Genomic DNA, 25,539 nt, shown 5'->3' with positions numbered 1-25,539 from the left:
CAGACTGAACCGTCGGACTTGTGGCGGGGCCGCCTGTGTTAAGGAGGCGTCGCGCGTGCCGATCAAATTCGCTTCCTGGTCACGCACAAAAGATCTGGACCTGCATGTGCTGAGGGGCCAGACGGGGCCGGACCTGAGCGCCAGCCACCTGGCCTTCAGGAGGATGGACGACACTATCGTCTGGGCCCGGCAATACCTGGTTGATCCGACGAACGCCCACGATGTGAGCCTGACGTTCAGGCCGTTGATCCAGGGCGTGCTGACGGGCGACAGCTTCCGCGGCGCCGGAGTCCGGGTCAACAGGATCACCGGCGTCGTCCGGGTCGAAGACCTCCTGCCTCCGCTCCACCTGCGCAACTTCATCGTGGTGGCCGACGTCACCAACAACGCCGACGGCACGCAGTATCACCTGCCCATCCGCTTCCACATTCACGAGTCGGTCGCCCAGGTCTGGCTGACCCCGCCCAGCCTGACCATCCGCCCTGACGGTACGAACCGTCCGGACGAGACCGACTACAAGTTTTCGGTTCGGGCCCGGTTCGACGACGGGGTGGTGGGCGACCTGACCGAAAGCCACGGTGTCACCTGGGGACCGGATGCCAACGTCCACGCGGGCACCGGGCGGATCTTCCTCACCCTCTTCGATTCCCCTCCGGATACGATCACCCTCACCGCCACCCTGCCGGCCGCTTTGGGCGGCGGCTCGGCGAGCGGAGACGTCCATCTGGTTGAGCCCTGGAACAGCACCAACTTCGCCAGCATCGTGCCGGGCGGGGGCTGGCCGGGCTTTATCAACCCCGCCGTCGTCCCGAACTTCCTGTTCATTGGCGACGGCTTCACCCCCGCTGATTCCGGCACCTTCGAGCAACTTGCCGTCTCTCTCGTTCACCGCTTCAAGACCAGCCACCTAACCACCCCGTTCGACCTGCTCGCGACCTCGATGAATTTCTGGCAGGTCTTCGTACCCTCCAGCGTGCGCGGCATCTCGATTCGCTGCGAGGTGTACACGACGGGCGTGGACGAGAAGCGGCGAGGCTTCATGGTCCCCAACCCGGAGAGACCGCCCGACGCCGGGGAATGGCGCCTGGAGCACCTCATCTACGCGGCCGGTCTGCCGGTCTCGACCGACCTACCCTCCAACACGGCCCGGACCAACGCGGACATCAAGACCGACTGGACCGCCTTGTATCACCCCGATCCCGCTCCGCACGCCACCGACTCACTGATCAACCGCTGGCGCCAGCTGGGCAACCGCAGCCTGGTGGAGGAGAAGGACACAACCCTGGGCATGGCGTACGGGAACCCGCCGCGCGTCAACAGCGAGAGCGACGACGAGTTCATCGCCTTCCACCCCTACCGCCTGGACCGCGACCGGCTGGATCGCTTCCTCACAACCCTGCGCGGCGACCAGGGCCACGACCTGACGGCTCTGTGGGCCGCCAGCCAGGACGGCAACCGGCCCACCAACTACGACTACGTCTTTGTCCTCTCAAGCTGCAAATGGGATCGCGGCATAAACCACGACGGCTATATCGCCATGAATGTCGAGGACTCCGCAGAGCTGCGCGGCCTGTCCATTGTCAGCGGAACGGGTGCCTACCACTGGGACCCGCCCAGCATCCCGAACTCCGTCAGCAGCCTGCGCAGTGGCCGGGCGTTGCATGAGATCGCCCACTCCTATGGGCTGGGCGATGAATATGCCCTCGCGGAGGACGCTTTCACCGGCTCGGCAGCCGACCTGGACAGGTACGGCAACCTTCAGGTGGAGACCGACGCCCAGACCGGCGGCCAGCTCGACGGCGAACAGATCAAGTGGAACTGGCTTCGGGCCCGCAAGGGGGCCCTGGTGCGCGACCTGGTCACGTCGACCGGCGCGAACCGCTGGAATGTGAAGCTCCAGCCCGGGCAGGGCGCACAGTTCGCCGTTGGCGACAAGGTCGTCCTGCGCAAGCGCGACTACCCCAATCCGCTCAGGAAGAACCCTATCGAGACCGTCTTGAGGGCGCCGGACGGCCGGACCACCGTCCTAGAGATCGACGAGCCGCGCTCGGCCGACGAGGTGACCGTGGTCGGCGCGATCAACCCGGACCTGACGTTCCTCGAGGGCGACGTGCTCTACATGCCGGCGCTCGCGCCCGACTCGGTCCGCTCAGAGACCTATCCGTTTGCGGGACTCGTGGCCAAGAACATCAAAGATTTCATCACCGCCAACCATAGGCCGCTCACCCCCGACCCGTGCGACCCGGCCGAGGCCATGAAAGCGGTGCAGGACCCGATCCTGAACGGGGTCAACCTGCCCATCTGCTTCAGCGAGAAGCCCCGCATCGTCGGCCTGTACCACGGGGGAGGCACCAAGTCCTGCGGCATCTTCCATCCGGCTGGCACCTGCATGATGCACGGCACGGCGTTAGACAGCCTAGAGTTCTGCGCCGTCTGCCGCTATGTCCTGGTGGAGATCATCGATCCCTTCAAACACTTCCAGATCGACCTCCAGTACGACGACTTCTACCCGCTGCGATGAGCGGCAACGCCAGCACCCTCGAGCTGATCGCCCGCCACCTGACCCTGGCGCTCAGGCCGCTTCAGCAGGCGGTCTCCGGCCCCGACGCCTTCAAGCAGTTCATGCTGCGGCTGGGCTGGGGGGTCACGTCCCTGCCGCCCGAATACACCGCCCTGGGCGCGCGGGTCGAAGCGGCCCTGCAGACCCTGGAGGCCCTGGCCGACGAGCCCTCCCCCGAGGAGGTGCTGGCGCTGTTGGGCCAGGTCAAAGATGTGTACGACGCGATCCAGTCCCTCTCGGTCGCGCCGGCCGGGGTCGACGCCGCGACGTTCCTGGCCGAGATCGGCGAGCGACTGTTCGAGTTGCTGTGGACGGAGTACCTGGCCGCCAGCCTCCCTGCGGCTTACAACCTGTTCCAGGCCATGGACGTGATCCAGCTTGAAAGCGTCCCCTCGGGCTCGGGCCGTTCGGCCTTCATGCGGGCCCATTTCAGATGGGACCGGATCCCGCAGATCGCCGCCGATCCGCTCTCGCTGATCAAGGGCGTCTACGGCTGGGGCGCCTCCGACTTGAACTACATCCGCATCCTCGAGCACTCGGCCGAGTTGCTGGTCGCCTTCCGCCTGCCGGCCGCTCTGCGCAATGCCGAGGAGGAGCTGACCCGCGAGTACAGCGGCATCTTCGACGACCCGCTCCATGGGACGAACGTCGTGTTGCGGCTCCCCTTCTACTACCTCACAATCGCCGGGACCCGCCGGGAATTTGCCTTCGTCATGCGGGAGCTTCCGGCCGCGGGGGCCAGCCTGCCGGGCCTGGTGATCGAGCCGGACGTGCCCTCCGAGCTGCCGCTGACCCTGCGGCTGGCCCAGGACCTGGACCTGAAGATCCGCGCCGGCAGCGACATCGCCTCCCGCTTTGGCATCCTGGTCCGCCCGGACGGGATCAGCGTCAAGTACCCCTTCATGCCGGGGCAGGAGCTTCCGCGCGCCGGCTTCGGCCTCTCCTTCGATTTCCACCCTCCGAGCAGCGTTCTCCTGCTGGGCTCGGCGGGCGCCACCCGCCTCGAGGTGTCGGGCGCGGAGGCGGGCCTGCAGGCGAACTACCTCTCGGGTCAGCTTGAGCTGATCATGGCAGCAGACGTACGCGGCCTGGCGCTGGTGCTGGCGGCCGGCGAAGGGGACAGCTTCGTACGCGACCTGCTGGGGGACGGCGAGAAGCGGGTGGACATCCCGCTCGGCGTGGAGTGGTCGAGCACCCGCGGCCTCCGCTTCAAGGGCGGGGGCGGATTCGAGGTCGAGCTTCCCTCTCACCTGGAGCTCGGCCCGATCCTGGTCGAAGCCGTGCAGATCCGGCTCTACCTTCCGCCCGACGCCGGGCCGCGCCTGCGGACCCGGCTCGGCGCCAACCTGACCGGCCAGCTCGGGCCGCTGACTGCCACCGTCCAGGGCATCGGCATCCAGTTGGAACTGCTCTTTGAGGACGGTAACGCCGGCCCATTTGACGTGGGGGTCGGCCTCCAATCGCCCGACGGAGTGGGGCTGGCGATCAGCGGCGGCGGGTTCACCGGCGGCGGCTTCCTCCGGTTCGACGTCGAGAAGGGCGAGTACTCCGGGCTGCTCGAGCTGGAATTCCAGGGCACCCTGGCGCTCAAGGCAGTCGGCCTGCTGAACACCATCCTGCCTGGCGGCCAGCCCGGCTTCTCGCTCATTGTCATCATCACGGCCGAGTTCCCACCCGTCCAGCTCGGCTTCGGGTTCACGCTGACGGGAGTGGGCGGGCTGCTGGGGTTCAACCGCTCAGTAATGGTCGAGCGCCTCCGCAGCGGGTTGCGGGACGGCACCCTCGACTCGATCCTGTTCCCCGAGGACGTGGTCGCCAACGCCAACCGCATCCTGTCGGACATGCGGCAGGTCTTCCCCCCCACGCCCGGCCGGTTCGTCCTCGGCCCGATGGCGCGCATCGAGTGGGGCACGCCCACCCTGATCACGATCGACCTGGGGCTGATCGTCGAGCTGCCCAACCCGGTCCGTTTGCTGATCCTCGGCATCGTGCGCATGGTCCTCCCCGACGAGAAGGCCCGCATCCTCCAGCTGCAGGTCAACTTCCTGGGCGTGATCGACTTCGAGGCCGGGACACTCGCCTTCGACGCGTCGATCTTCGATTCACGCCTGCTGACCTTCCCCCTGTCCGGCGACATGGCGGTGCGCCTGAAGTGGTTCGGGGACGCCAACTTCCTGCTCACGGTGGGCGGCTTCCACCCGCTCTATCAGCCCCCGCCCCTCGACCTGCCCCAGATTCGGCGCATCACCCTGCAGCTGCTTGACGCCGACAACCCGCGCCTCACCCTGGAGACGTATTTCGCCCTGACCTCGAACACCGTCCAGTTCGGTGCCCGGCTGGAGTTGTACGCCGCGGCTGGCTCGTTCAGCATCTACGGCTTCCTGTCGTTCGACGTCCTGTTCCAGTTCAACCCCTTCTACTTCATCGCCGACATCGGCGCCATGCTGGCGCTGCGGGCGGGCTCCTCCACCATCGCCTCCATCTCGCTCGCGTTCACCCTGGAAGGGCCCACCCCTTGGCACGCCCACGGCAAGGCGACCCTGAAGATCTGTTGGTTCCTCTCCATCACGGTGCGCTTCGACCGCACCTGGGGCGAACAGCGCGACACGCGGCTCGACGCCATCGCCGTATTGCCACTGCTGCGGGCCGCCCTGTCCGACCCGGGCAACTGGCAGGCGTCGCTGGCGCCCGACAAGAACCTGATGGTGACCCTCAAGCAGATCGATCCGGGCGGCCCCCCGGTGGTCTCGCCAGCCGGCGTGCTGACGATCTCGCAGAAGGTCGTCCCCCTCAACGTCGAGGTCCAGAAGTTCGGGGCACAGACGCCAGCCGACGCCACCCGCTTCCGCATCCAGGAAGTGACCGTCGGACCGGCGGGCGACGCGGCGTCGCTGGGGACGGCGGCGGCCAGAGAAGACTTTGCCCCGGCTCAGTTCTTCGAGCGTTCGGATACCCAGAAGCTGACCGGCAAGTCGTTCGAGAAATACGACGCCGGGGTCCGCATCCAGGCCTCTGAGGAACTGAAATCGGACTACGCGGCGCTCCGACTGGTGGAGTACGAGCTGTTCTACAAGGACGACCAGCGCGCCCTGGCGCCGTGGTTCGACCTGTTCCAGGTCGAACCGCTGTCATTCGAGGCCTGGTCGGTGGGTGGCGCCGTGGCCAGGTCGCCCCTCTCGCATGCCAGGAAGGCCAAGCCCGCCGACGCCCCCGGCGAAGTCAATCTCCGGCAGGAAGAGTTCGCGGTGGTCTTCGCGCGTGACCTGAGCCCGGTGCCCACCGCAGCTTTCCACGCTTCCGAGGCCGCGGCGAATGCCCTGCTGGAGCAGATGCTGCGCCAGCAGCCGGGCCTGGCCAACGAGATCCTGGTCGTCCCCGCCTTCGAGGTGAACCGGTCATGAGCGACCCGATCGCCGCCTACACGTTCCTACCCTGGCTGCGCCAGGGAATCGCCGCGCAGATTCGACAGCCCGATACGCTGGGTCCTGGCGGGCCCGCCGAACGCGCCGAGGTGCGCATCTCCCTCAACGTCAACAACCAGGCCGATTTCGCCACCAACGACGTTCTCCTTCTCGGCCCCGGCGACGTGATCGGAATCCACCCACAGGCAGTGGTCCGGACAGAGCCGCGCAACTGGGTCACCGATTACGAGCCGAACTACCTGGCCGCCATCGACTTCTACGACGAGGACTTCCCCTGGCGGTACACCCCGGCCAGTGCAGTGCGAGTCGACGCGGCCGGTGGCCCGGTGACCGACAACGGCCAGAGCAAGCTGCGCCCGTGGATCTTCCTGCTCGCCTTGGATGAGACCGAATTCACCGAAGGTCGGCCGCCAGGCGCGCCGCTGGCGGGCATCACACTAACCGGCGACCCGAACGCGGTGTTCCCTCCGGCGGACCAGGCCTGGGCATGGGCGCACGTCCACGTCTCCCGCGACATCACCAATGCGGGGGCCAACACCCCGCAGCAGACCGTCGTCGCTCTCAAGAGCCTGGTGCACACCAACCCCGATTCCGCCCTGTCGCGGATGGTCTGCCCGCGCAAGCTCAAGGAGGATACGGCCTACCACGCCTTCGTGATCCCGGCCTTCGAGATCGGGCGGCTGGCCGGCTTGGCGCTGCCCACCGTCGGGCAGGATGCCCTTGCCCCTTCATGGGGGAACGGGCAGACCGAGTATCCGGTCTACTACCGCTGGTTCTTCCGCACCGCCAGGCGCGGCGACTTCGAGTACCTCGTCAACCTGCTCGAGCCGCGCCGCGTGGACGAGCGGGTGGGCATCCGGGATATGGATATGCAGGCCCCGGGCTTCGGCGTGCCCGGCATGCGAGACGCGCCGGGCGATTCGGCCGTCATGGGGCTTGAAGGCGCGCTGAAGAGCCCGCAGGCCCGAACCCGCCCGACCGAGTGGCCGCCTGCACCCCACCCCGCTTTCCTGGCTGAGTTGGCCGCCAGGGTGAACCTGCAGGAAGACGCGCTCCAGCCCCCGGCCGATGGCGGAGAGCACCCCGACCCGGTCATCAGCCCGCCGCTGTACGGGCGCTGGCACGCCCTGCAGAGCCACCTGCACGTCGATGACCCCGGCTGGGCCAACGAACTCAACCGGGATCCGCGCCTGCGCGTTCCGGCCGGCCTCGGCACCCAGGTGATCCAGGCCAACCAGGAAGACTACATGCAGAAGGCCTGGCAGCAGCTCGGCGACGTGCTGGCCGCCAACCAGAAGATCCGCCAGTTCCAGGTCTCGATAACGGCGGGCGCCAGCGTACTCGAACGCTTCTTGAAGCCCCTTGGTCGGGACCAGAAGCTGGCGGTGACCGCCCAGGTCCACCGCCGGGTTCTGGGAAGCCCGACGACCGTCGCCCATCAGGTGGAAGAGAGCCGCCTGCCGGCCGCCTCCCTCGACCCTGCCTTTCGCCGGATGACGCGGCCGCGCGGCGCACTGATGCGCAAGGCCTTTCCCCGGCAGCGTGGCAGGCCGGGCGCCATGCTTTCGCGCATGAACACCCCCGGCGGAATCACCGCGGCCCCGCCCAAGCGGGCGCCGGAGAAGGAGATCCTGCTCGAGGGCGTAGCCCGATCCCTGCTGCCGTTCCCGCTGCCCGGCTGGCTTCGCGCGGTGTTGCTGTGGAAACCGCTGCGCGCGGCGATGGTGACGGCGGCTGTGCTGCTGCTCCTGTTCTCTGTCGTCACCCTCGGGCTCGGGCTGCCGGTAACCCTGCTGGGACTCGCAGCGCTCGGCGTGATCGAGTATGTGCGCGGCCGCCTGGAAGCCGCCACGCGCCTCGGCAACCAGAACCGCACGGTCGCGGCCGTGCAGACGATCCCACCCCGGCCCGGGTTCGTGCTCACCGAACCGGGCAACCGGTTGCCTCCGGGCATCGGCCGCAGCGGCTCGTCCGACAGCCCCGAAGCCGCTCGCTTCCGCCAGGCGCTGGTCGACGTGAACGCGCGATTCGAGAGCCCGCTGCCGGTCAAGACCATCGGCCCGCCGCTCGACTTCGACCGCGCGGCGGCCGTCGTGGAGCAGGCCCTCAATCCGGTCACGGCGATCCCGCGCCGGGCCTTGAGCCTGATTGCCATCCCGCCGACCTTCACGTATCTCAAGCCGACCGGCACCCTCGTGCCGGTCATGGCTCACCCGGTGCTCAACGAGCCGATGTACCGGCCGCTGCGCGATCTCTCCAGCGAGCTGCTCATCCCGAACCTGCACCTGATCCCCAACAACACCATCACGCTGCTGGAGACCAACCCGCGCTTCATCGAGGCGTACGTCGTTGGCTTGAACCACGAGTTCGCCCGCGAGCTGCTGTGGCGCGAGTATCCGACCGACCTGCGCCCGAGCAGCTTCCTGCTGTTCTGGGAGCCGGCCGAAAGGGCCAGCCGCGACAGGCGGGTGGATCCCGCGACCCGCGCCCGGCAGTTGCGCGACTTCAAGCCACTGCACGAGTGGGGACCATCCACCGACCTGGGAACGCACGAGAACAAGCCGCTGCCCACCGGGAGCGAGCCGGGCGAGTCGCGCTTGGTGCTGGTGATCCGCGGCGACCTGCTCAAGCGCTATCCGAGCGCCATCCTTTACGCCCAGAAGGCGAAGTGGGTCGAAGACCCCGACGATCCCGTCCTGCCCCGGCGGATGATCCGGGTGTTGGACGAGAGCGACCCCGATGTGAACCTCCTGGAGCCGATCTTCAAGGCCGAGGTCCTGCCCGACCTGCGCTTCATCGGGTTCGACCTAACGGCCTCGCAGGCCAAGGGGTCGATCGAGCCGGAAGGCGGCGACCCCGGCTGGTTCTTCGTGATCCAGGAGCGGCCCGGCGAGCCGCGCTTCGGGCTCGATATCCACGACACGACGCCGCCTGCCCCGACCCGATGGACGGACCTGTCCTGGAACCACCTGGGTGACCCCGCGCAGATCGGCCTCATCGATCTGACCACCGTCCCGACCACCAACATCACGACCGTCCCCGACGACGCCATCCGGTGGGGCGTCAACGCGGCCGACATGGCGTACATCCTCTACCAGGTGCCGGTGATGGTGGCCGTGCACGCGGAGCGGATGCTGGTATGACTGATCTCGGCGAGCTTCGACAGGGCGCCGCGGCCGCCCGGCAGGCGCTGGCCAGCGCCGAAGAGAACCTGGCCGAACTGCGCCGACGGCTGCGCGGCGGGCAGAACCGGCTCGAGCACGTCCTGCGTCGGGGCCAAGCCGGCGAGCAGGAGGCGCGAGCCATTCAGGCCGAGCTCGAGCGGCTGCAAGCCGCCCGGGCTGACGGCGAGCGGGCCGCCGCAGCGGCGAAGGAGGAATTCCATCGCCTCTGGCAGTCGATCCCCGAGTCCCCCTGGGACCTGGTCGAGCAGCTCCCCGACGACCTGCCGTTCCTGCTCCTGCCGGTGCGGGTCGAGGCGCGCTTCATGCCGGGCGCGGCGGGCAGGGAACTGTGGGTGCGCATCTTCCCCGACGACATCGCGGTGCACACCCACGAGAAGGAGCTGACCGCCGCGGAGGTGAGCGACGGCCATGCCTTCTGGCGCGAGATGTGGACGGCCTCGCGTGAGACGGACCAACCTACCCGGCAGGCGCTCGAGCAGGGAGCATGGGCGAAGCTGGCCCGCTCGTCGGACAGCCGTCGGGCGGCCTGGATCGCGGCCCAGACCCGTCCCGCCACGCTGGACGTATCCTCGGCCGACGACCTGAGCTTCCCGGCCGTCGACCCGCAGAGCCTCAAGTCGGAGAGCTGGAGCCGGGCGCCGTGCTCAACCGTCATGCCCGACCGATTCGTGGTGATGGGTTACATCGGGGGCGAGCGAGTCTTCCGGCAGGCCGGCGCGCCGGTGCCCGACCCGCTCGTCCTCGGTCCCGACCCGCTCCGGTTGGAGGCCGAATATCGGCAGACGGGCGGCGAGCTCCAGACGGGCGCGGACTTTGCCTGGGTCGGCGATTTCGATCAGGCGGTCGCGAAGGGCATGGGCCTGCGAATCCCGCTTGATGCGACCGCCGCAGAGCGCGGGTTGGACCGCCTGCTCGTGCTCGGCCTACGGCTGTCGTCCGACGCGGTCGCCGGCCAAGACCTGCTGGAGGAGCTGTTCGACAACCACCACTACGCCGCCGACGGAATGAGCCTGCTGCCGCAGGGGACGCCCACCAACAACGCCGACGGGAACGGTTCCGGCTTTTCGAGCGCGGGCCCCGACCCGGCCGAGAGCTTCGCCCTCGAGGTCGGCCCGCCCGCTTTCGAGCCGACCGGTCAGCCACACGAGAAGACGGACGCCCAGCGGCTGGCCGAGGCGCTCGGCATCGGCTACGCCCCCTTGCAGCGGCTGGACGGCGCCGGGGGGCGCGACCTGCGCGAGGCCCGGCGGTTCAACACCGCCCTCTTCCCCGCCACGCTTGGCTATTACCTAGAGGAGATGCTGGACTTGGACCTGGGCCTCATCGCCCGCGTACGGGACTTCTTCACCGGCTACGTCACCGGGCGCGGCCCGCTGCCGGCGGTGCGGGTGGGTCGCCAGCCCTACGGGGTGCTCCTGAGCTCCGATTTTTCCGCCTGGCAGTGGTCCGAGCGCGAGTTGGGCCGCCAGCCTGGATTCCTGAACGGGATGCTCGGGGTGATCCGCCGCTTGCAGGAGACCTGGCGGCAGCTAGCCGCGAGCGCTTCCCGAATCGGCGCAACCGCCGACCCGGATCAGGACTTCCTGCGCGCCCTGGGCCTGAACGCGGCCTCGATCGAGTTCTATCGCCGGCACGCGACCGGGAAAGAGACGATCTGGAACTTCTACGCCTTCACCCCTGGCAGGTTCTACGGCCCGGCCCTCATGGAGAACATCCGCCGCCAGGCCCTGGCGCTGCTGCAGGAGCTGGGGCTGCCCCTCGACCCGCCGCCGCGACTGTTCGACCTGGCCTTCTTCGTGGACCACGACCAGATCCTCGACCCGCTGGTGGACGACGTCGCCGCGGACGAGACCGAGACGCTGTCGGAGACGAAGCTGCTCAAGAAGGCTTATCGCATCCCCGACCCCGCGAACCCGGATGGCTTCACCGAAAGCAGTTACCTGGGCTGGCTTGCCCACAGCGCCTATGACGACCTGAAGCAGCAGCGCCTTCGACACCTGTCCGGCGAAGACCAGCCGGTGCCCCGCCCTCTGCTCTACCGCCTGCTGCGCTCTGCGCTGCTGCTCTCGGTCCACGATGCGGCGACGCGCCTGTACGCCCGGTTCGACGTGCTTCCCCTCACCGCCCGCCGGGAGGTCGAGATCGCGAACGTCACGCAGGACCGGACGGTCACCCGGTGGGAGCTGTTGGACGCCGAGGTCGGCCATGTCCTGCCTGCCCTGTCGCAGGCCAACCTGCCGGTGGGCGCCTGGCTGTTGACCCCCGACGGTCACGGTCAGCCCGAAGCCCTCACCATCGAGGCCGTGCGCGCCGCGCTCGCGGATCTGGTGGACCTGCCGACCGCGCGCCTGGAGCGAATCCTCGTCGAGCACCTGGACCTGTGCTCGTACCGGCTGGACGCCTGGCAGATGGGCTTCTTCGCCCGCCGTCTGGAGTTGCAGCGCTTCGTTTCGGGGAACGAGGGCCCCGGCGACGGCGAAGCCCCGCCCGATTCGCTGCGCCGCACGGGTCTCTATCTGGGCGCCTTCGGCTGGCTGGAGGACCTGCGCCCGGGCCCGTCTCAGCAGAAGGCCGACACCACCGGAATCCCGGTCACCCTTTACGACCCGACGAGCGACGGCGACCTGTTCGAGCAGCCCGACAATGGCGGCTTCATCCACGCGCCGTCGCTCAACCACGCCGTGGCGGCGGCGGTACTGCGCGGCGCCTACCTCACCCATTTCGACCCGGCCCGCCCGGAGACGATGGCGGTCAACCTGTCTTCGGATCGGGTGCGGACCGCGCTGTCCTTCATCGAAGGGGTCCGCAACGGCCAGGAGCTTGGCGCGCTGCTGGGCTACCAGTTCGAGCGCGGCCTGCATGATCGGTATGAGGACCCGTCCCTCAACCAGTACCTCCCCCTCTTCCGGGCTCAGTACCCGCTGCTGGCCGACAAGATCACGCCTGACGAGAGCGGCAGCCCCATCGAGACCAAGGAATCTCGCAATGTGCTGGACGGTTACGCCCTGGTCGAAGCCGCCTTCCTACGGGCCGCCCCGGTGGCCTATCCATTCGGCGTCGAGGGCCTGCCCGCCGACCCAGCCTCGCCACACGCGGTCGCCGTCCAGGCCGAGGTCGCCCGCCTGGCCGACAGCCTCGACGCCATCGCCGACCTCCTCCTGGCGGAAGGCGTCTTCCAGGTGACCGAGGGCAACTTCGAGCGGGCCGCGGCCTCGATCAAGACTCTCGCCGAGGGCGGGCTGCCGCCCGAACCCGAGATCGCTCGAACCCCGCGCAGCGGCCTCGCTATCACCCAGCGCGTAGCGCTGCACCTGCCGGGCGAAACGGGACCTGGGTCCTGGCCGGGGGCACCAACCGAGCGGGCGCGGGTCGAACCGGGCCTGAACCGCTGGCTGGGCGAGCACCTCCCCGCGCCCGACCGCATCGTCGTTAAGGTGAGTTGGGAGGGACACCCTCCGCACGAGCAGAGCTTGGCCGGCTTGGGGCTTCAGCCCATCGACCTGGTCCTGCTGGCGGGGGATGAGATTTTGAGCCAGGAGACGGAACTGGAGAAGCGCCTGGCCTCCGCCATCCGCGTGGACCAGCACGACGACGACCTGCAGGTCACGTTCGAGTTCATGGCCGAGCCTGCCGATCCGGCAAGCGCCAACCTGTTCCAACTTCTGCCGCTGCTGCGCCGCCTGCGGAATCTGGTCACCACCGCCCGCCCGCTCTCGGCCCTCGATTTCCGCCTGCCCTCCGAAGCGAACACCAACCCGGCGGAGAACCTCAACCCTCAGGGCTACGACCTGGACGAGCTCGATGGCCGTCTGCAGACGGCCATCGGTCGGTTCGACACGGCCTTGGCAGACCTGGCCGCCGCCATCCCCGTGGACGGCAACGGGGACCCGGTGGTGGGCGCCATCGTCGCGGATACCGTGCGAGGCTTCATCCTGGCTCTGGCACGTTTCGGCCTGCCCGACGCCGTACCGCTCAGCGCGGCGGGCGACTCGGACCGCGCCCGCCAGACCCTGGGCGACCAGGGACTGCGTCTGCTGAAGATCGGCCATGCGAGGCTGGTGCTGGCGACTGCGGCGCGGACCTCCGCGGCCGACGCCAGCCGGCCGGCCAGCGAACGCCTCGCCGACTGCCGCCAGGCCGCACAGGAGCTCTTCGGGCCGTCGTTCAACCTTGTGCCGCGCTTCTCGCTCAGCGCGCTGAGCGAGGTCCAGGCCGCCGCCGCCTTCCGCGATGCGCCGCCCGACCAAGGCCTGACCCGGTTCCATCACGAGAACCCCCTGCTCGTCGACGAGTGGCTACAAGGGGTGGCCCGGGCCCGCCAGAGCATGGGCGACCTCGAGCAGGTCCTCATCCTCAGCGAGCTGTTCGCAACCCCGGGCGGCATCCTCAAGCCGCTGCAGCTTCCCTTCCGCGCCGGAGACCATTGGGTGGCGGTCGAGTTTCCTCCCGTCCGGCCGGAGCAGATCGGCCAGCCAGGGGTGTTCTACCCGCAAGGCGAGTTCGTGTCGCTCGTGCAGTGCCTGCCGGCGAGCGGCTTCGACCCGGCCGCCCAGCAGAGCGGCCTTCTCGTCGACGAATGGAGCGAGGTGATACCCGGCAAGGTCGAGACCACCGGCATCGCCGTGCATTACAACCAGCCCAGCTCCGAGCCGCCGCAGGTCCTGCTGCTTGCCGTCACGCCACAGATCACCGGACAGTGGACGTGGGGCAAGCTGGAGGGAATCCTCAACGACACCCTGGAGCGCGTGAGACAGCGGGCCGTCGAGCCGGACCAGCTCGGGAGCACTGCGCTTGGCCACCTGTTGCCGGCGGTGCTCTCGGCCGTCACCACCCGCCGCTTCGCCACCATCTCCACCGATCTGATCCACCAGACGGCGATCCGGGAATAGCCGGGCACATCTGGCGCAGACACGCGAAGGAGGGCCTGTGCCACAGATTCCGATTCCGCGCGCCACCAAGGCACTGTTTCTCTCCGAGGTCTTCTTCCCCAGCATCACCACCTGGAACAGGCTGGAGGGCCGGCCGCGCGGCCACGACTTCGACCGCAGCCTGCGAGCGGAGGTGCGCGACCCGCTGTGGATGATCTGCCGTCAGTGGCAGTTCGGCGAGTTCGACGGGGAAGACGCAGGCTCGGCGGTGGAAGCCAAGGTCCAGCTTGCGACCGCCCGGGTGAACCGCTTCGCCGGGCTCGATGGGCCCGCCATCGCCTACGACGAGCGCCTACCGCTGGAGGCCCAGGTCGAGCGCGAGCCCATCCCCCTCGACCTGATGACGCGCGCCCAGTTGGGCCGCCACTGGCTCAAACTCATCGCCGCGCTCGGCGACTTCAAGGCCCTCTATCTAGGGCAATACCCGTTCGACGACCCGCCCGCCGGTAGCGAGGCCGAGGCGCACCTGCGCAGTGACCCGCAGTCCTGGTCGACCCTGCACGCCCTGCAAAGGCGCATGCCAGATGGCGGAAAGCTGTATGAGGCCATCAAGGCCGTCCCCGACGAGCACGCCGCATGGCTGGCAGCCGCCGTGCCGGACCCGGACAGGCGCCAGGCGCTGGGCGACGCGGGCCAGAGGTTCGTGGACTGGTTCAGGCGGACCTACAGCCAGTCCGAGACCGGCGACCCGGTCACATGGTCGCCCGGCTATCTGGAGTATCAGTTCGCCTGCTCCGCCCCCGCCGCCGTGGCTGGCGAGGGCCAGACCGTGCTGGTGGCCGAGCAGTACGCCCAGGGGCATCTGGACTGGTATGCCTTCGACGTGGACGCTCAGTCGGTCGGCCTCTCCGACGCGAATGGGGCGGAGATCCCGCCTGCGGTCGTGGAGGTCCAGCCGCCGCTGAGCTTCGTCCCCAGCCCGATCGTCTTCGGGGGAATGCCGGCCGCGCGCTGGTGGGAGTTCGAGGATCGCAGGACCGATTTGGGTGATTTGAAGCCCAGCACCACCGACCTGGCGACGCTGGTGCTGGCGGAGTTTGGACTGGTGTTCGGCAACGACTGGAGCCTCGTGCCCTATGTGCTCCCGATCGGCACGCTCAGCGAGGTGTTTGGGGTAGTCGTCAAAGACGTCTTTGGGGCGAGGACCCTGGTCCGCGCGGCCGGGCAGCCTGACGGCGCGGAGCGGACGCGCTGGGGAATGTACGACCTGAGCCTGCACCGTGAGGGCCGGGTGTTGGAGCGACTGTTCCTGCCTCCCGCGGTGGGGAAACTGCAGGAGAGCGCGCCGCTCGAAAAAGTCATCCTGGCGCGGGATGAGATGGCCAACATGGTCTGGGGCGTCGAGCAGACCATCCCGGCGCTGGCCGGCGGAGGCGCGAACGGCTTCGAGGCCGCCAAGGCCCTGGAGCGGTATCTGGTCTCGCTTGGGCTGCCCCACGTCGAGCCACCCCGGCTCGACACCGGCGCGCTGATTCAGTACAAACTCGGCCGCGGCGTCCCGGAGAACTGGATTCCCTTCATCCCGGTCCACAACCCCGGCTCGAGTCGGGACGTGCGCCTGCAGCGGGCGGCCATGCCGCGCCTGATCCCGGGCGCGCTGGAGGCGCCTGTGGAGCCGCGCGGCCCGTTCCTTCGCCCCGGGCTGGACGAGACCGCGCGCCGGCCCTACTTCGTCCACGAGGAGGAAGTGCCCAAGGCCGGCGTGGTCCTCACCCGCACCTACCAGCGCACCCGGTGGAGTGATGGTCAGGTCGTCACCTGGCTCGGCCGCCGCAAGCAGGTCGGCCTGGGTCAGGGCTCGAGCGGCCTCGCCTGGGACCGGATCGAGCCGACCACCACAACGTCAACATCAGCAGGAGATCAAACGGCACCGCTGCATTGAGTGTTGGCAGGGTCGAGGCAGGTCAGTCTTCCCCACTACATGATCGTCCTCCATGAAGAACTGCAACTGATATGAGGCCTGGTCAATGGGGAGCTGCCGCCGGCCGACAGGCTGATACTGGACGCGTACGTGGCGCAGACCGCGGACCGGGTCTGGACCCTGCGCGACGCGACGCTGCTGACCGATTTGGACGCCGGACGCAGCCTCGACCAGCTGCGCCAGTTTCTCGCCGACCGCGCCACCCATGAGCTGCCCAACCCGGTAACCACGCTGCTCGCCGACGTCGAGGCGCGGACCGGGAGGCTGCGTAACCTGGGCGTGGTCCGGTTGATCGAGTGCGCCGACCCTCGCCACCGACCGCGGCGCCCGATTCACCTACGTCTACGACTTCGGCGACGAGTGGCCGCACACCGTCACCGTCGACGACATCCGGCCCGGTGGCCCTGACAACGCGTTCACCATCCTCGACGGCGGTGGGGCCTGCCCGCCGGAAGAGGTCGGCGGCGCTGCCTGGTGTCAACACCTGCTCGCCGCTCTGGCCGACCCGGCCAGCCCAGACCGCGACGACGCTGTTGAGACGCTCGGCGCGGGCTTCGATCCCGCCCGTTACCACCGCGCAACGGCCGGATAGGGCAGCCGTGAGCACCAGTCGACACCGCGCGGCACTCGGCGAATTCCTGGACGCGCTGGTAACCCGCCCGCGGACCTGGGCGTGGAGGGGATCGTGGTGGCACTCGTCGCGCACGCCCAGCGGCTACCCGCCAGCAGTCGCCGGGAACTCGCCCGGATCGGCGCGGAACTCACCGAGCGCTACGCACGCTGACAGCCCACCTTCGACACGTCAGCTAGCCGGAAGACGTTGCCTGACGGCAAGTTAAGTTTTCCTTATCGGGTTGTCGATCTACGAGGGAAGCTCGGTACCTTGCCTGAATGCGACACACCAAGACCGTAATCGCCGCGCTCATCGTGGGTCCGCTGGCCTGGGTCCTGCTCGCCGCTGGACAAGGCCGGTCCCTGCGGGTGTTCGCGGATGCGCAGGACAGTGGTGATGCGCTCGACCCTGACGCTCTGCTGAAGCCGTTGCTGGTACTGGCGGCTGCTGGCCTTCTCCTCGGGCTCATCGCCACCGTCCGGATCTCCCCGATCGGCTCGGTGCTGACCGGACTTGCGTACACGGTCAGCTACGCAGGCCTGTTGTTCAGCCCGGCACGGCTGCTGGACCTACTCAGTCACAAGCTGAGCGTGGCGGGTTACCAGATTGACTTGCTCACCCCCGTACGGACCGGGACGACGCTGCTGCTGGGCTCGCTGCTCCTGGTCGGGGTCGCCAGTGTCCAGCGGTGGCGGCGCTGGCCGCAGTCGGACGCCGATGAGCCGACGATCGTTGTCCCGGACACGATGATTCCGCCGGTATCGGAACGGGACCGCCCGCTCGGCGCGGACGGGCTCGGCTCGACGAAGCAGGGTGAGGATCCGACGAAGCCGGGTAAGTCCGACGATCCGGCGCCGGCGATGGCCGGCGGTTCACGCTGGACCGATTCGCCGCGCAGCCATTCCACGAACGAGCCCTGGCAGTCAGACGCGACGCGCTGGCAGTCCCCGCCGCGGGGGACGGGCTACCCGAGCTGACCGGGAAGCCCGCGGGCGCTGTTGCGTTAGGGATCGTCAAGATCACTTGTCGCAAGACTTCCTGCAAGATCGAGCTTGGGGCCCACAACTCGGTCTACAGGATCGGGACAAAAGGTGTCCTACTGGCAGCCTGTCCAGCAACCGATGGCCGCCCTTCCGCCCGTCTGGAACCTCGTGACGGGAAGATCTGCGGCGCCGAGACGGCGCGATGGCTTAATGCAACAGCGTCGTCGTGGCCGGCCCTCTCTGCCCCTGGCAAATCGGCGGTTACCGGGTAATGCGGGTCTTTCCTGACTACGGTATCTGCGGAGGCGATGCCGGTGACGATGGAAGCAGAGCGCACCCTACGCGCGGAGGAGCTCACCCGACTGGGTGAGCTCGCCGCCCAGCTCCGGGTGGACGCGATCCGGTGCAGCACCAGGGCGGGATCGGGGCATCCGACCTCGAGTCTGTCCGCCGCGGACCTGCTCGCGGTGCTGATCTCCCGGCACCTGCGTTACCAGTGGACGGACCCGCGCGGTCGGACCAACGACCACCTGATCTTCTCCAAGGGCCACGCCTCGCCGCTGCTGTATGCGGTCTTCAAGGCGGTGGGCGCGATCACCGATCAGGAGTTGATCGAGACCTACCGCCAGTTCGGGTCGCGCCTGCAGGGACACCCCACGCCGGCCCTGCCCTGGGTCGACGTGGCCACCGGGTCGCTCGGTCAGGGACTGCCCGTCGGGGTCGGGATCGCGCTCGCCGGCCGGTACCTCGACCACCTGCCGTTCCACGTGTGGGCGCTGTGCGGCGACAGCGAGATGGCCGAGGGCTCCATCTGGGAGGCGCTGGACAAGGCCGGCCACTACGGACTGCGCAACCTCACCGCGATCGTCGACATCAACCGGCTCGGGCAGCGGGGTCCGACCGAGTTGGAATGGGACCTGGACACCTACCGCCGCCGGGTCGAGGCGTTCGGCTGCCAGGCGCTCGTCATCGACGGCCACGACCTGGCCGCGATCGACGAGGCGTTCGGCCGGGCGCGGCAGGCGACGGGTCCGACCGTGGTGCTCGCCCGGACGGTCAAGGGCAAGGGGGTGCCGGAGGTCGAGAACCAGCCCGGGTGGCACGGCAAGCCGCTGAAACCCGACATGGCCGAGCGGGCCGTGGAGGCTCTCGGCGGGGTACGCCAGATCCGCGTCACCGGGCCGCAACCCGAGTCCGCCCCGCCCGGTGGTGCCCCCGTCGGCGAGCCGCCCACGCTGCCGCGGTACGACAAGGGGGCGAAGGTGGCCACCCGGAACGCGTACGGTGACGCGCTGCGCGCGCTGGGCTCGCGGCCGGACGTGGTCGCCCTAGACGGTGAGGTCAGCGACTCCACCCGCGCCGACAAGTTCGGCGAGGCGTATCCCGACCGGTTCTTCGAGATGTTCATCTCCGAACAGCAACTGGTCGCCGCTGCGGTCGGGCTGCAGGTACGCGGCTATCGGCCCTTCGCCGCGACCTTCGCGGCGTTCTTCTCCCGCGCCTACGACTTCGTGCGGATGGCCGGCATCTCCCGGGCCGACATCGCCCTGTCCGGGTCGCACTGCGGGGTGGAGATCGGGGAGGACGGTCCCTCGCAGATGGGGCTGGAGGACCTGGCGGCCATGCGCGCCGTGCAGGGGTCGACGGTGCTGTATCCCAGCGACGCCGTGTCCTGCGCGGCCCTCGTCGCGCAGATGGTCGACCGCAAGGGCGTCAACTACCTGCGCACCACCCGAGGCAAGTACCCGGTGCTCTACGACAACGAGGACGCCTTCCCGGTCGGCGGCAGCAAACTGCTCCGCGGCGGCGACGACGACGACGTCGCGCTGATCGGCGCCGGGGTGACGGTGCACAACTGCCTCGCCGCCGCCGACGAGCTGGCGCGCGAGGGGATCAAGGCCCGGGTCATCGACCTGTATTCGGTCAAGCCGCTGGACCGGGACCGGTTGCTCGACGCCGTCCGGGCCACCGGCGGTCGGCTGCTGGTGGTCGAGGATCACTACCCGGAGGGTGGCGTGGGGTCGGCGGTCCTCGAGTCCCTGGCCGACCTCGCCGAGCCGGTGCGGGTGAAGCACCTGGCGGTACGGGGCCTCCCCACCTCCGGTACCCCGACCCAGCTGATGGACCAGGCCGGGATCGGGGTGAGCGCCATCGTTGCGGCGGCACGCGCCGCGGAGGCCCCCGGCCAATGACGCGGCGGGCGCCGTTTCACCCTTGGACGCGCGGGTAGACGCAGCATTCGCGGCAGGAGGGGGTTCGAGGTGAAGTACGCGGAGTTCATCCAGTCGGTGTCGACGCGATCGAAGATGTCACCGACGCTGGCCGAGCCGATCACCCGTGCCACGCTCGCGACGTTGGCGGAGCGGCTCAGCGGCGGCCAGGCACGGGATCTCGCCGTGCAGCTCCCGGAGGAGCTGCGGGGAGACCTACGCAAGCCCGACGAACAGGCCGAACCGTTCGAGCTTCCCGAGTTCTTCGAGCGGGTGCAGCAACGCGCCGCGGTGGAGTTCCAGACGGCGACCGACGGGGTGCGCGCCGTGCTGGACACGCTGCGGGACGCGGTCAGCGCGAAGGAGTACGAGGACTCCATCGCCCAGTTGCCGAAGGAGTTCTGGCAGCTGACGGGGCCGGCGGCCACCCGGCTCGAACCCCGGCGGATTGGCACGTAGGCCCGGCGGCGCCGTTGCATTATCGGATCGGCGGACGTGTTGAACCCGGGTCCGGGCCCCGCGGTTCACATCAGATCGCTTGGGTGAGTTCGGTGAACGCGGCGGCGACCCGCGTAGCGGGCGGGGCGTCGACGGCGAGTCCGTAGTGGCCGCGTCGGAGGTTCTGCATGAACGCGTGGCCGGCGATGATTACCTGTGCTGTCTTGTCCGTTCGTAGCCCGCGCATCGGTCTCCACCGCTGTTTGAGCTGGCTGTGATCAGCCTCGATCGGTTTGTTCGCGTACTGCTCGACGTGGTGCCACGCGGATGGGATCAGCTCGTCGAGCACGCCGGGGTAGACCGGCGCGGCGTCGGTGACGACCTCGCCGGGTGTCACCTTCAACGTCGACAGCGCCCGGCGGAAGAACAGCCGAGCCGCGCCGGCGTCCCGGCGGGCCGAAACCAGCACATCGATGACCTGCCCGTCCTGGCCGACCGCCCGGACACGTACCGCCACACACCGTTCCTTGACATACGTCTCATCAACGAACCACCTGTCGCCAGGTGAGTGCCGGCAGAAGCGGGCGGCGTCGGCAAACTGTGAGTCAGCCAGGCAAGGGGGAGAAACACGACGAAGCCCTACCGACCGGCCACATACAGCAGGCCGACGCCGCGCTCGAGCGGCAGCAGAGGAAACGCGGCGCCAGTTGCCCGCGGTCAGGCGAGGATGGCGTTCACGACCTCGGTGGCCCGCCACTCGTGCTGGGCGTACAGCCAACCGAACGCCGACACCTGCACCGCCTGGGCCGCGGCGGTCAGCGGGAGGTCCTGCCAGCCGGGGATCGCCTCCAGGGCGGTGAGGAACTGACGGGTCGCGAACTCCGGCTTCATCAGGTCCCGCACGCTCCCCCAGCCGGTGCTGGGCCGCTGCTGGAAGAGCCCGACTGAGTCGTGGTCCCAGCCGATCGCCTGGTGCGGGTAGTCCTGCGATTCCGGCAGCACGCCACTGGCGTAGTTGTAGAGGTTGCTCTCCTGCATCGCGGTGGCCACCGCGATCACCAGCCCCCGGCGCGGCACACCCATGTCCCGGCCGGTACGCACGATCGCCTTGGCGTTGTCCATCTGCGCCTGGTCCAGCCCGGCGACCGGGACGATCCGCTTGGGCTTGGGCTTGGGCTTTGGTTTCGACGTCGCCTTGGGCTTGGGCGCGGGCGTTGTCGTCGACGGGGAGCTCTCCGGGGTGGGGGTTTCGGTGACCGGGGCGGCGGGCTGGCGGGCCTGCCCGCGGGAGGCCGCGTCGGCCTCGGCCCGCTGGGCAATCTCGGCGCGCTGGTCGGGGGTGAGTGACTCGCCGGCGGGGTCGGCGCCGATGAAGGTGACGCCCACGAGACCGAGGCAGCACACGGCGCCGGTGGCCACCGCCATGCGGGTCCGGCCGGGTCGGGCGGCGAAGGGGTTACCGAGGCCGCCGAGGCGGGTACGCAGCCAACCGGTGGAGAGTCGGGGTTGGGACGTGCCGACTGGCTGCTCGATGGAGGGGGTATCGTCCGAACGGCCAGCCGGGCCGCCGAGGCCGCGCGGGTGGTCGGGATTGCCGTCGTTACGCATCCGCCGAGGCTAGGCAGGAGAAACCATGGTCACCCAGGGTGATCAGGTGGCGGTGCTCACACTTCACCCCTGCGCAACGGGATCCTCCACCCCAGTCCGGCGGCGCCGGTAGGGATCCTCGCCATCCGGGCGTACCGCCCCTCCCGCTGTCACCCGACAGCGCAGGGTACGAACGGCGCGCGCGGACGTCCCTCGCCAGGTGATCCACTAACTCGTCCGTTCGGGCGATGCCGGACTCCACCAGTTGCGACGGACCAGCGCCAGATCAGGGGATTCGCCTGTATCTGATCATGGCTTCCTGGTTTATGATCATCCCCGGTTCCCCTGCTGTTCACCGGACCGACGTTCGATGCTCAGATGCCCGCCGCCACATTCCAGAGCAGGCCTGCGGTGACACCCACCACGAGGCTGAGCGCGGCAGCTGTCGCCGCTAGCCTCGCCGACCACTGCCTCATTGGTTGCTCGGGCGGCGGAGCGGAGTGATCGCTGCCGGATGACGCTGGCGCGGGGTCGCGGTAGGCCGGGACGATCCAGCGCAGGTAGTAGAAGTGACTGATCACGATGTTGACGAACACCACGACGGCAAGCCAGGCGTACCCGCCGTCCCAGGCGGCGGTCGCGGTGGTGAGCTTGCCGACGAACACCGCGGTGGGCGGGGTGCCGACGAGACCGAGCAGCGCCACCAGCAGTGCCGCGGCGAGGCCGCCGCGCCGGGCGGCCAGGCCGCGGTAGTCGGTGAGGTCGCGATGCTGCGGCAGGGCCACGCTGACCGCGAACGCGGCGATGTTGGTCACCGTGTAGCCGACGAGGTACAGCAGCAGTGAGGGCAGCGCGAGATCACTGCGGTCGACGGCCACGACGGGGACGAGGACGAAGCCCACCTGGCTGACGGTCGACCAGCCGAGCAGCCGGCGGGGGTCGGACTGCCAGTAGGCGGCGAGGTTGCCCGGGGTGTAGCGCTCAGAAACTGGGTTTCGGCTACGCCGCCTGGGAGTATTCACTGATCAACCCGTTGGCGATCTTGATGCGGCGGACCCGCGCCGCAGCGAGGTCGGCGACCGGTGCCGGCAGCGCGTCCAGGTTGGGTGGCCGTTGCTGGCGGCCCTGATGCGGGCGGTGCTCGGTGCAGCAGCGGTACGTCGACCGGATGCGTTCCGACGCCTTGGAACTGCTGCCACCCGCGGCAGCCGAGCTGGTGACCCGGAGCGCGCAGCCGTACATCCAGATCGTTCTCGACATCGCGGTACGCAAGATGGCCTTCGGACGCGTGGCCTTAATCGGCGACGCTGCGTTCGCCGCGCGACCCCACGCAGCGGCCGGCACCGCCAAGGCGGCCGCCGACGCCTGGGCGCTCGCAGATGCGCTCTCTGCTGAGCCCGACATTCCGCGCGCGCTGGCCGCCTGGGAGCCGGCCCGGCTGGCGTTGGGCAACAACCTTCTCAGTCGAGTTGCCGAGATGGGTGCACGGTCGCAGTTCACGAACACCTGGGATCCGGCTGACCCAGCGCTGCATTTCGGCCTCTACGGCCCCGACCAGTAGGACGCCTCAGGTGGGGCTGTGCGACGCAGGCAACGGGAAGACCCCTCGACTGCGGCCTACCTGACCGCCTGGGGCTGGGCGGACGAAGAGACGGTGGGCGACGTAGCCTTCTTGTCCTCGCGGGCCCAAGGCGACCGCACCAGCGAATTCCTCACCAAACGCACCGCGCTGATCCGGCAGCCGCGACAACTCCCACAGCAAACAGGCCGGGTCGAAGCAAATGCTCCGGCCCGGGCCGTTTCGGTCAGGCGAGCTGACAAGGCAGTGCTGCCGAACTCGCTTTCGGCGCGAGCGACATCAGCTGCTGTCGCGGCCGCGATAGCGGCTGACGATGATGACAACCATGGTGATGGAGCCCGCCAACCCAGCGAACGTCAGCAACCAGAGCCCGGAGCCGACGCTCACCTGCACAGCTGCGCTCATCGCCTTTCCAATGCCCAGGACGTCGTCCTCCCCGGACATTTTCGCTCGCATTTCCGCCTCAGCCGCCTGCAGGTCAGCGATCTTCCATGCGCCGACACCCAGCAGCCCGAGGGCAGCAAGGACAGCAAGGACGGGCACGGCAATGTGGGTGCGCTGGCCGCGCAAGCTCATGCCGGCGTAGACGACCAGCACCAGCCCGAGACCTGCCGTGATCCAACCGTCCGATCCGTCTACACCCGACACGGTGACCGTGCCAAGAATCGGTGCGCTCACTTTGCCCCATGGCATGAATGAGCCGATGACGGCCGCGATACCTGCTCCCAGCACGGTCCATTCACGGATTGGTCGTGCGGCGGTGGGCGCAGTCGCAGCCGGCGCCTCGGCGGGTTGGTCATCGGACGGCGGCTGGTTGAGCGACGGCGGTACGGGCGGGGAAGACTGCGCCACTAAAATTCCTCTGGATGTCGATGCCTAACCACCTCTTGAGGCAGGCATGTGGACAGCAATCTAGAACGACGCTGGAGCAAGAACTAGCGGCCGTATGGGTGGTCAGAACTAAACGGAAATGTGGCCGGAGTGGCCGCGAGACGTCAAAGTCGATCTTTTTCGCGTTGGAAGGGCCGATAGGTTGCCAGACCGGGGCGTCAGCGGCCCAGGGTCAGCGATGTGGCGAGCGTGCGGGCCGTTGACGGGCGGCATGGCGATGTCTGTGGGCGGCGGCCAGTGTCGACGTACGGTGCGTTCGGATCGGCCGGTTCGCGCGGCGATCTCCGCCGGATGCAGATCGGGATCCCGCCGGTCGGCCAGGTCGCCATCCTCAATCCCACCGAAACCCTCGACCTCCTCGCAACGCTGGCTGAGGCCCCCACCGGCGAGGCACCTACCCCGGCCTCCGTGATGTTGAAGAAGTGGCCATCCACCTCGACGTTGCTGATCGGGCTACCGACGCCGAAGGCGTACCGGTTGCCGGTGAACGGATCCGCGTTCAACTTCCCACCGGCGGCGCCGCCGCCGCTGGGTAGTCGCCCAGGCAGGTGCGCCCCTAGACTCCCGGTGTCTCGGAACTCGACAGATGGGAAGTTTCCGTGCGTCGCTGGACGGCCGTCCTGACCCTGATCGTGCTGCTCGCCGGGTGCGGTGGAGGCGAACAGGTCGACCCGCAAGCTCCAGCGCCGGTTTGGCAGAGCGCCGCGCCGGCCACCCCGGCCGCGCTGACGCCTGCTGAGGCGAAGAGCCGCTACCTGGCGATCGTGGCGCCGTATAACACTGTGTTGGAAGAGCTGGAGGACGCGGTCAACGCCGGGAAGCCGTGGCGAACGGTCCGTACGCTGGCCGCCGACGTGGCCCGGACGAACGCGGCTCACGCGGTTGAGCTGCGCGAGACGGTCTGGCCGGCAGAGGTCCGGGCGCCGATGGGCGCACTCCTCAAAGAGAACGACGTCGCGTTACGGCATTGGCGGCGAGCCGGCGAGGCGGCGGACGCCGACGCGCTGATGCGGGAGATCCGCGCAGCAGCGGCGCACAGCGGAGCCAGGGAGGCCGGCAGAGTTCGCACCGCGCTCGGGCTGCCCGCCTACCGTGAAGGCTGACCGCCTGCTGCCCGCCGGTCGTCGGCCAGGTGCGGCCGCAGCACCGGGCGCCGCTGAGTGCAAGGACCGGTTCAACTCGTCGACCGACTGCTGCAGCCGATCGTTCGACGTTTGATCTG

At 68.9% G+C, this 25,539-nt stretch carries 13 protein-coding genes and 3 pseudogenes; 12 read left to right on the top strand and 4 right to left on the bottom strand.

Annotated features, from left to right (window positions below; genetic code table 11):
• The first annotated feature begins 55 nt into the window (after positions 1 to 55).
• From OG470_RS22305 to OG470_RS22265, 10 genes and pseudogenes are all read left to right on the top strand, one after another.
• Positions 56 to 2,521: a hypothetical protein gene (locus OG470_RS22305; RefSeq protein WP_328415101.1), complete on the top strand. Its 2,466-nt coding sequence runs from the start codon at positions 56 to 58 to the stop codon at positions 2,519 to 2,521.
• Complete coding sequence (locus OG470_RS22300) at positions 2,518 to 5,961, top strand: DUF6603 domain-containing protein (protein WP_328415099.1); 3,444 nt, start codon at positions 2,518 to 2,520, stop codon at positions 5,959 to 5,961. The genes OG470_RS22305 and OG470_RS22300 overlap by 4 nt, the downstream gene beginning before the upstream one ends.
• Positions 5,958 to 9,125: a hypothetical protein gene (locus OG470_RS22295; protein ID WP_328415097.1), complete on the top strand. Its 3,168-nt coding sequence runs from the start codon at positions 5,958 to 5,960 to the stop codon at positions 9,123 to 9,125. The genes OG470_RS22300 and OG470_RS22295 overlap by 4 nt, the downstream gene beginning before the upstream one ends.
• Positions 9,122 to 14,056 carry a hypothetical protein gene (locus OG470_RS22290; RefSeq protein ID WP_328415096.1) on the top strand — a complete coding sequence of 1,645 codons (4,935 nt, stop codon included), beginning with the start codon at positions 9,122 to 9,124 and terminating at the stop codon, positions 14,054 to 14,056. The genes OG470_RS22295 and OG470_RS22290 overlap by 4 nt, the downstream gene beginning before the upstream one ends.
• 37 nt (positions 14,057 to 14,093) lie before the next feature.
• On the top strand, positions 14,094 to 15,977 hold the full coding sequence (locus OG470_RS22285; RefSeq protein ID WP_328415093.1) for a hypothetical protein: 1,884 nt from the start codon (positions 14,094 to 14,096) through the stop codon (positions 15,975 to 15,977).
• A gap of 129 nt (positions 15,978 to 16,106) precedes the next feature.
• Positions 16,107 to 16,424: a hypothetical protein gene (locus OG470_RS22280; protein ID WP_328415092.1), complete on the top strand. Its 318-nt coding sequence runs from the start codon at positions 16,107 to 16,109 to the stop codon at positions 16,422 to 16,424.
• A pseudogene (locus OG470_RS37335) lies at positions 16,387 to 16,608 on the top strand (IS1096 element passenger TnpR family protein); the annotation flags it as partial. The gene OG470_RS22280 and the pseudogene OG470_RS37335, both read left to right, overlap by 38 nt.
• 299 nt (positions 16,609 to 16,907) lie before the next feature.
• Positions 16,908 to 17,606, top strand: coding sequence for a hypothetical protein (locus OG470_RS22275; protein WP_328415090.1), 699 nt, complete (start codon positions 16,908 to 16,910; stop codon positions 17,604 to 17,606).
• 326 nt (positions 17,607 to 17,932) lie between these two features.
• The gene (locus tag OG470_RS22270) at positions 17,933 to 19,804 is read left to right on the top strand and encodes a transketolase (protein WP_328426546.1); all 1,872 of its coding nucleotides are present in this window, start codon (positions 17,933 to 17,935) and stop codon (positions 19,802 to 19,804) included.
• Between the two features lie 69 nt (positions 19,805 to 19,873).
• Positions 19,874 to 20,281, top strand: coding sequence for a DUF2267 domain-containing protein (locus OG470_RS22265; RefSeq protein WP_328415089.1), 408 nt, complete (start codon positions 19,874 to 19,876; stop codon positions 20,279 to 20,281).
• A gap of 70 nt (positions 20,282 to 20,351) precedes the next feature.
• On the opposite strand, the pseudogene OG470_RS22260 reads toward OG470_RS22265, so the two are convergent.
• From OG470_RS22260 to OG470_RS22250, 3 genes and pseudogenes are all read right to left on the bottom strand, one after another.
• Positions 20,352 to 20,855: pseudogene (locus OG470_RS22260) on the bottom strand (IS6 family transposase); the annotation flags it as partial.
• 122 nt (positions 20,856 to 20,977) lie between these two features.
• Positions 20,978 to 21,868 (bottom strand): peptidase M23, encoded by an 891-nt coding sequence (locus tag OG470_RS22255; protein WP_328415087.1) that lies wholly within the window; start codon positions 21,866 to 21,868, stop codon positions 20,978 to 20,980.
• A 353-nt stretch (positions 21,869 to 22,221) separates the two neighbouring features.
• Positions 22,222 to 22,815: pseudogene (locus OG470_RS22250) on the bottom strand (proton-conducting transporter transmembrane domain-containing protein); the annotation flags it as partial.
• A gap of 176 nt (positions 22,816 to 22,991) precedes the next feature.
• Between OG470_RS22250 and OG470_RS22245 the strand changes: the two are divergent.
• The gene (locus OG470_RS22245) at positions 22,992 to 23,408 is read left to right on the top strand and encodes an FAD-dependent monooxygenase (RefSeq protein WP_328415086.1); all 417 of its coding nucleotides are present in this window, start codon (positions 22,992 to 22,994) and stop codon (positions 23,406 to 23,408) included.
• A gap of 297 nt (positions 23,409 to 23,705) precedes the next feature.
• On the opposite strand, the gene OG470_RS22240 is transcribed toward OG470_RS22245, so the two are convergent.
• Positions 23,706 to 24,278 carry a hypothetical protein gene (locus OG470_RS22240; protein ID WP_328415085.1) on the bottom strand — a complete coding sequence of 191 codons (573 nt, stop codon included), beginning with the start codon at positions 24,276 to 24,278 and terminating at the stop codon, positions 23,706 to 23,708.
• Between the two features lie 638 nt (positions 24,279 to 24,916).
• Between OG470_RS22240 and OG470_RS22235 the strand changes: the two genes are divergently transcribed.
• A complete protein-coding gene (locus tag OG470_RS22235; protein WP_328415083.1) occupies positions 24,917 to 25,420 on the top strand; it encodes a hypothetical protein in 504 nt (167 codons plus the stop codon).
• Positions 25,421 to 25,539: the final 119 nt, after the last annotated feature.

The organism is Micromonospora sp. NBC_00389 (assembly GCF_036059255.1).
GTDB lineage: Bacteria > Actinomycetota > Actinomycetes > Mycobacteriales > Micromonosporaceae > Micromonospora.
Note: the sequence above shows the minus strand (reverse complement) of the source record. Positions and strands in the feature narration are given on the sequence as shown.

Bases quoted from the DNA above. Each gene is read 5' to 3' on its own strand.
- OG470_RS22270 (WP_328426546.1), top strand. From the start codon at position 17,933: ATGGAAGCAGAGCGCACCCTACGCGCGGAGGAGCTCACCCGACTGGGT.
- OG470_RS22255 (WP_328415087.1), bottom strand. From the start codon at position 21,868: ATGCGTAACGACGGCAATCCCGACCACCCGCGCGGCCTCGGCGGCCCG.
- OG470_RS22290 (WP_328415096.1), top strand. From the start codon at position 9,122: ATGACTGATCTCGGCGAGCTTCGACAGGGCGCCGCGGCCGCCCGGCAG.
- OG470_RS22300 (WP_328415099.1), top strand. From the start codon at position 2,518: ATGAGCGGCAACGCCAGCACCCTCGAGCTGATCGCCCGCCACCTGACC.
- OG470_RS22295 (WP_328415097.1), top strand. From the start codon at position 5,958: ATGAGCGACCCGATCGCCGCCTACACGTTCCTACCCTGGCTGCGCCAG.
- OG470_RS22275 (WP_328415090.1), top strand. From the start codon at position 16,908: ATGCGACACACCAAGACCGTAATCGCCGCGCTCATCGTGGGTCCGCTG.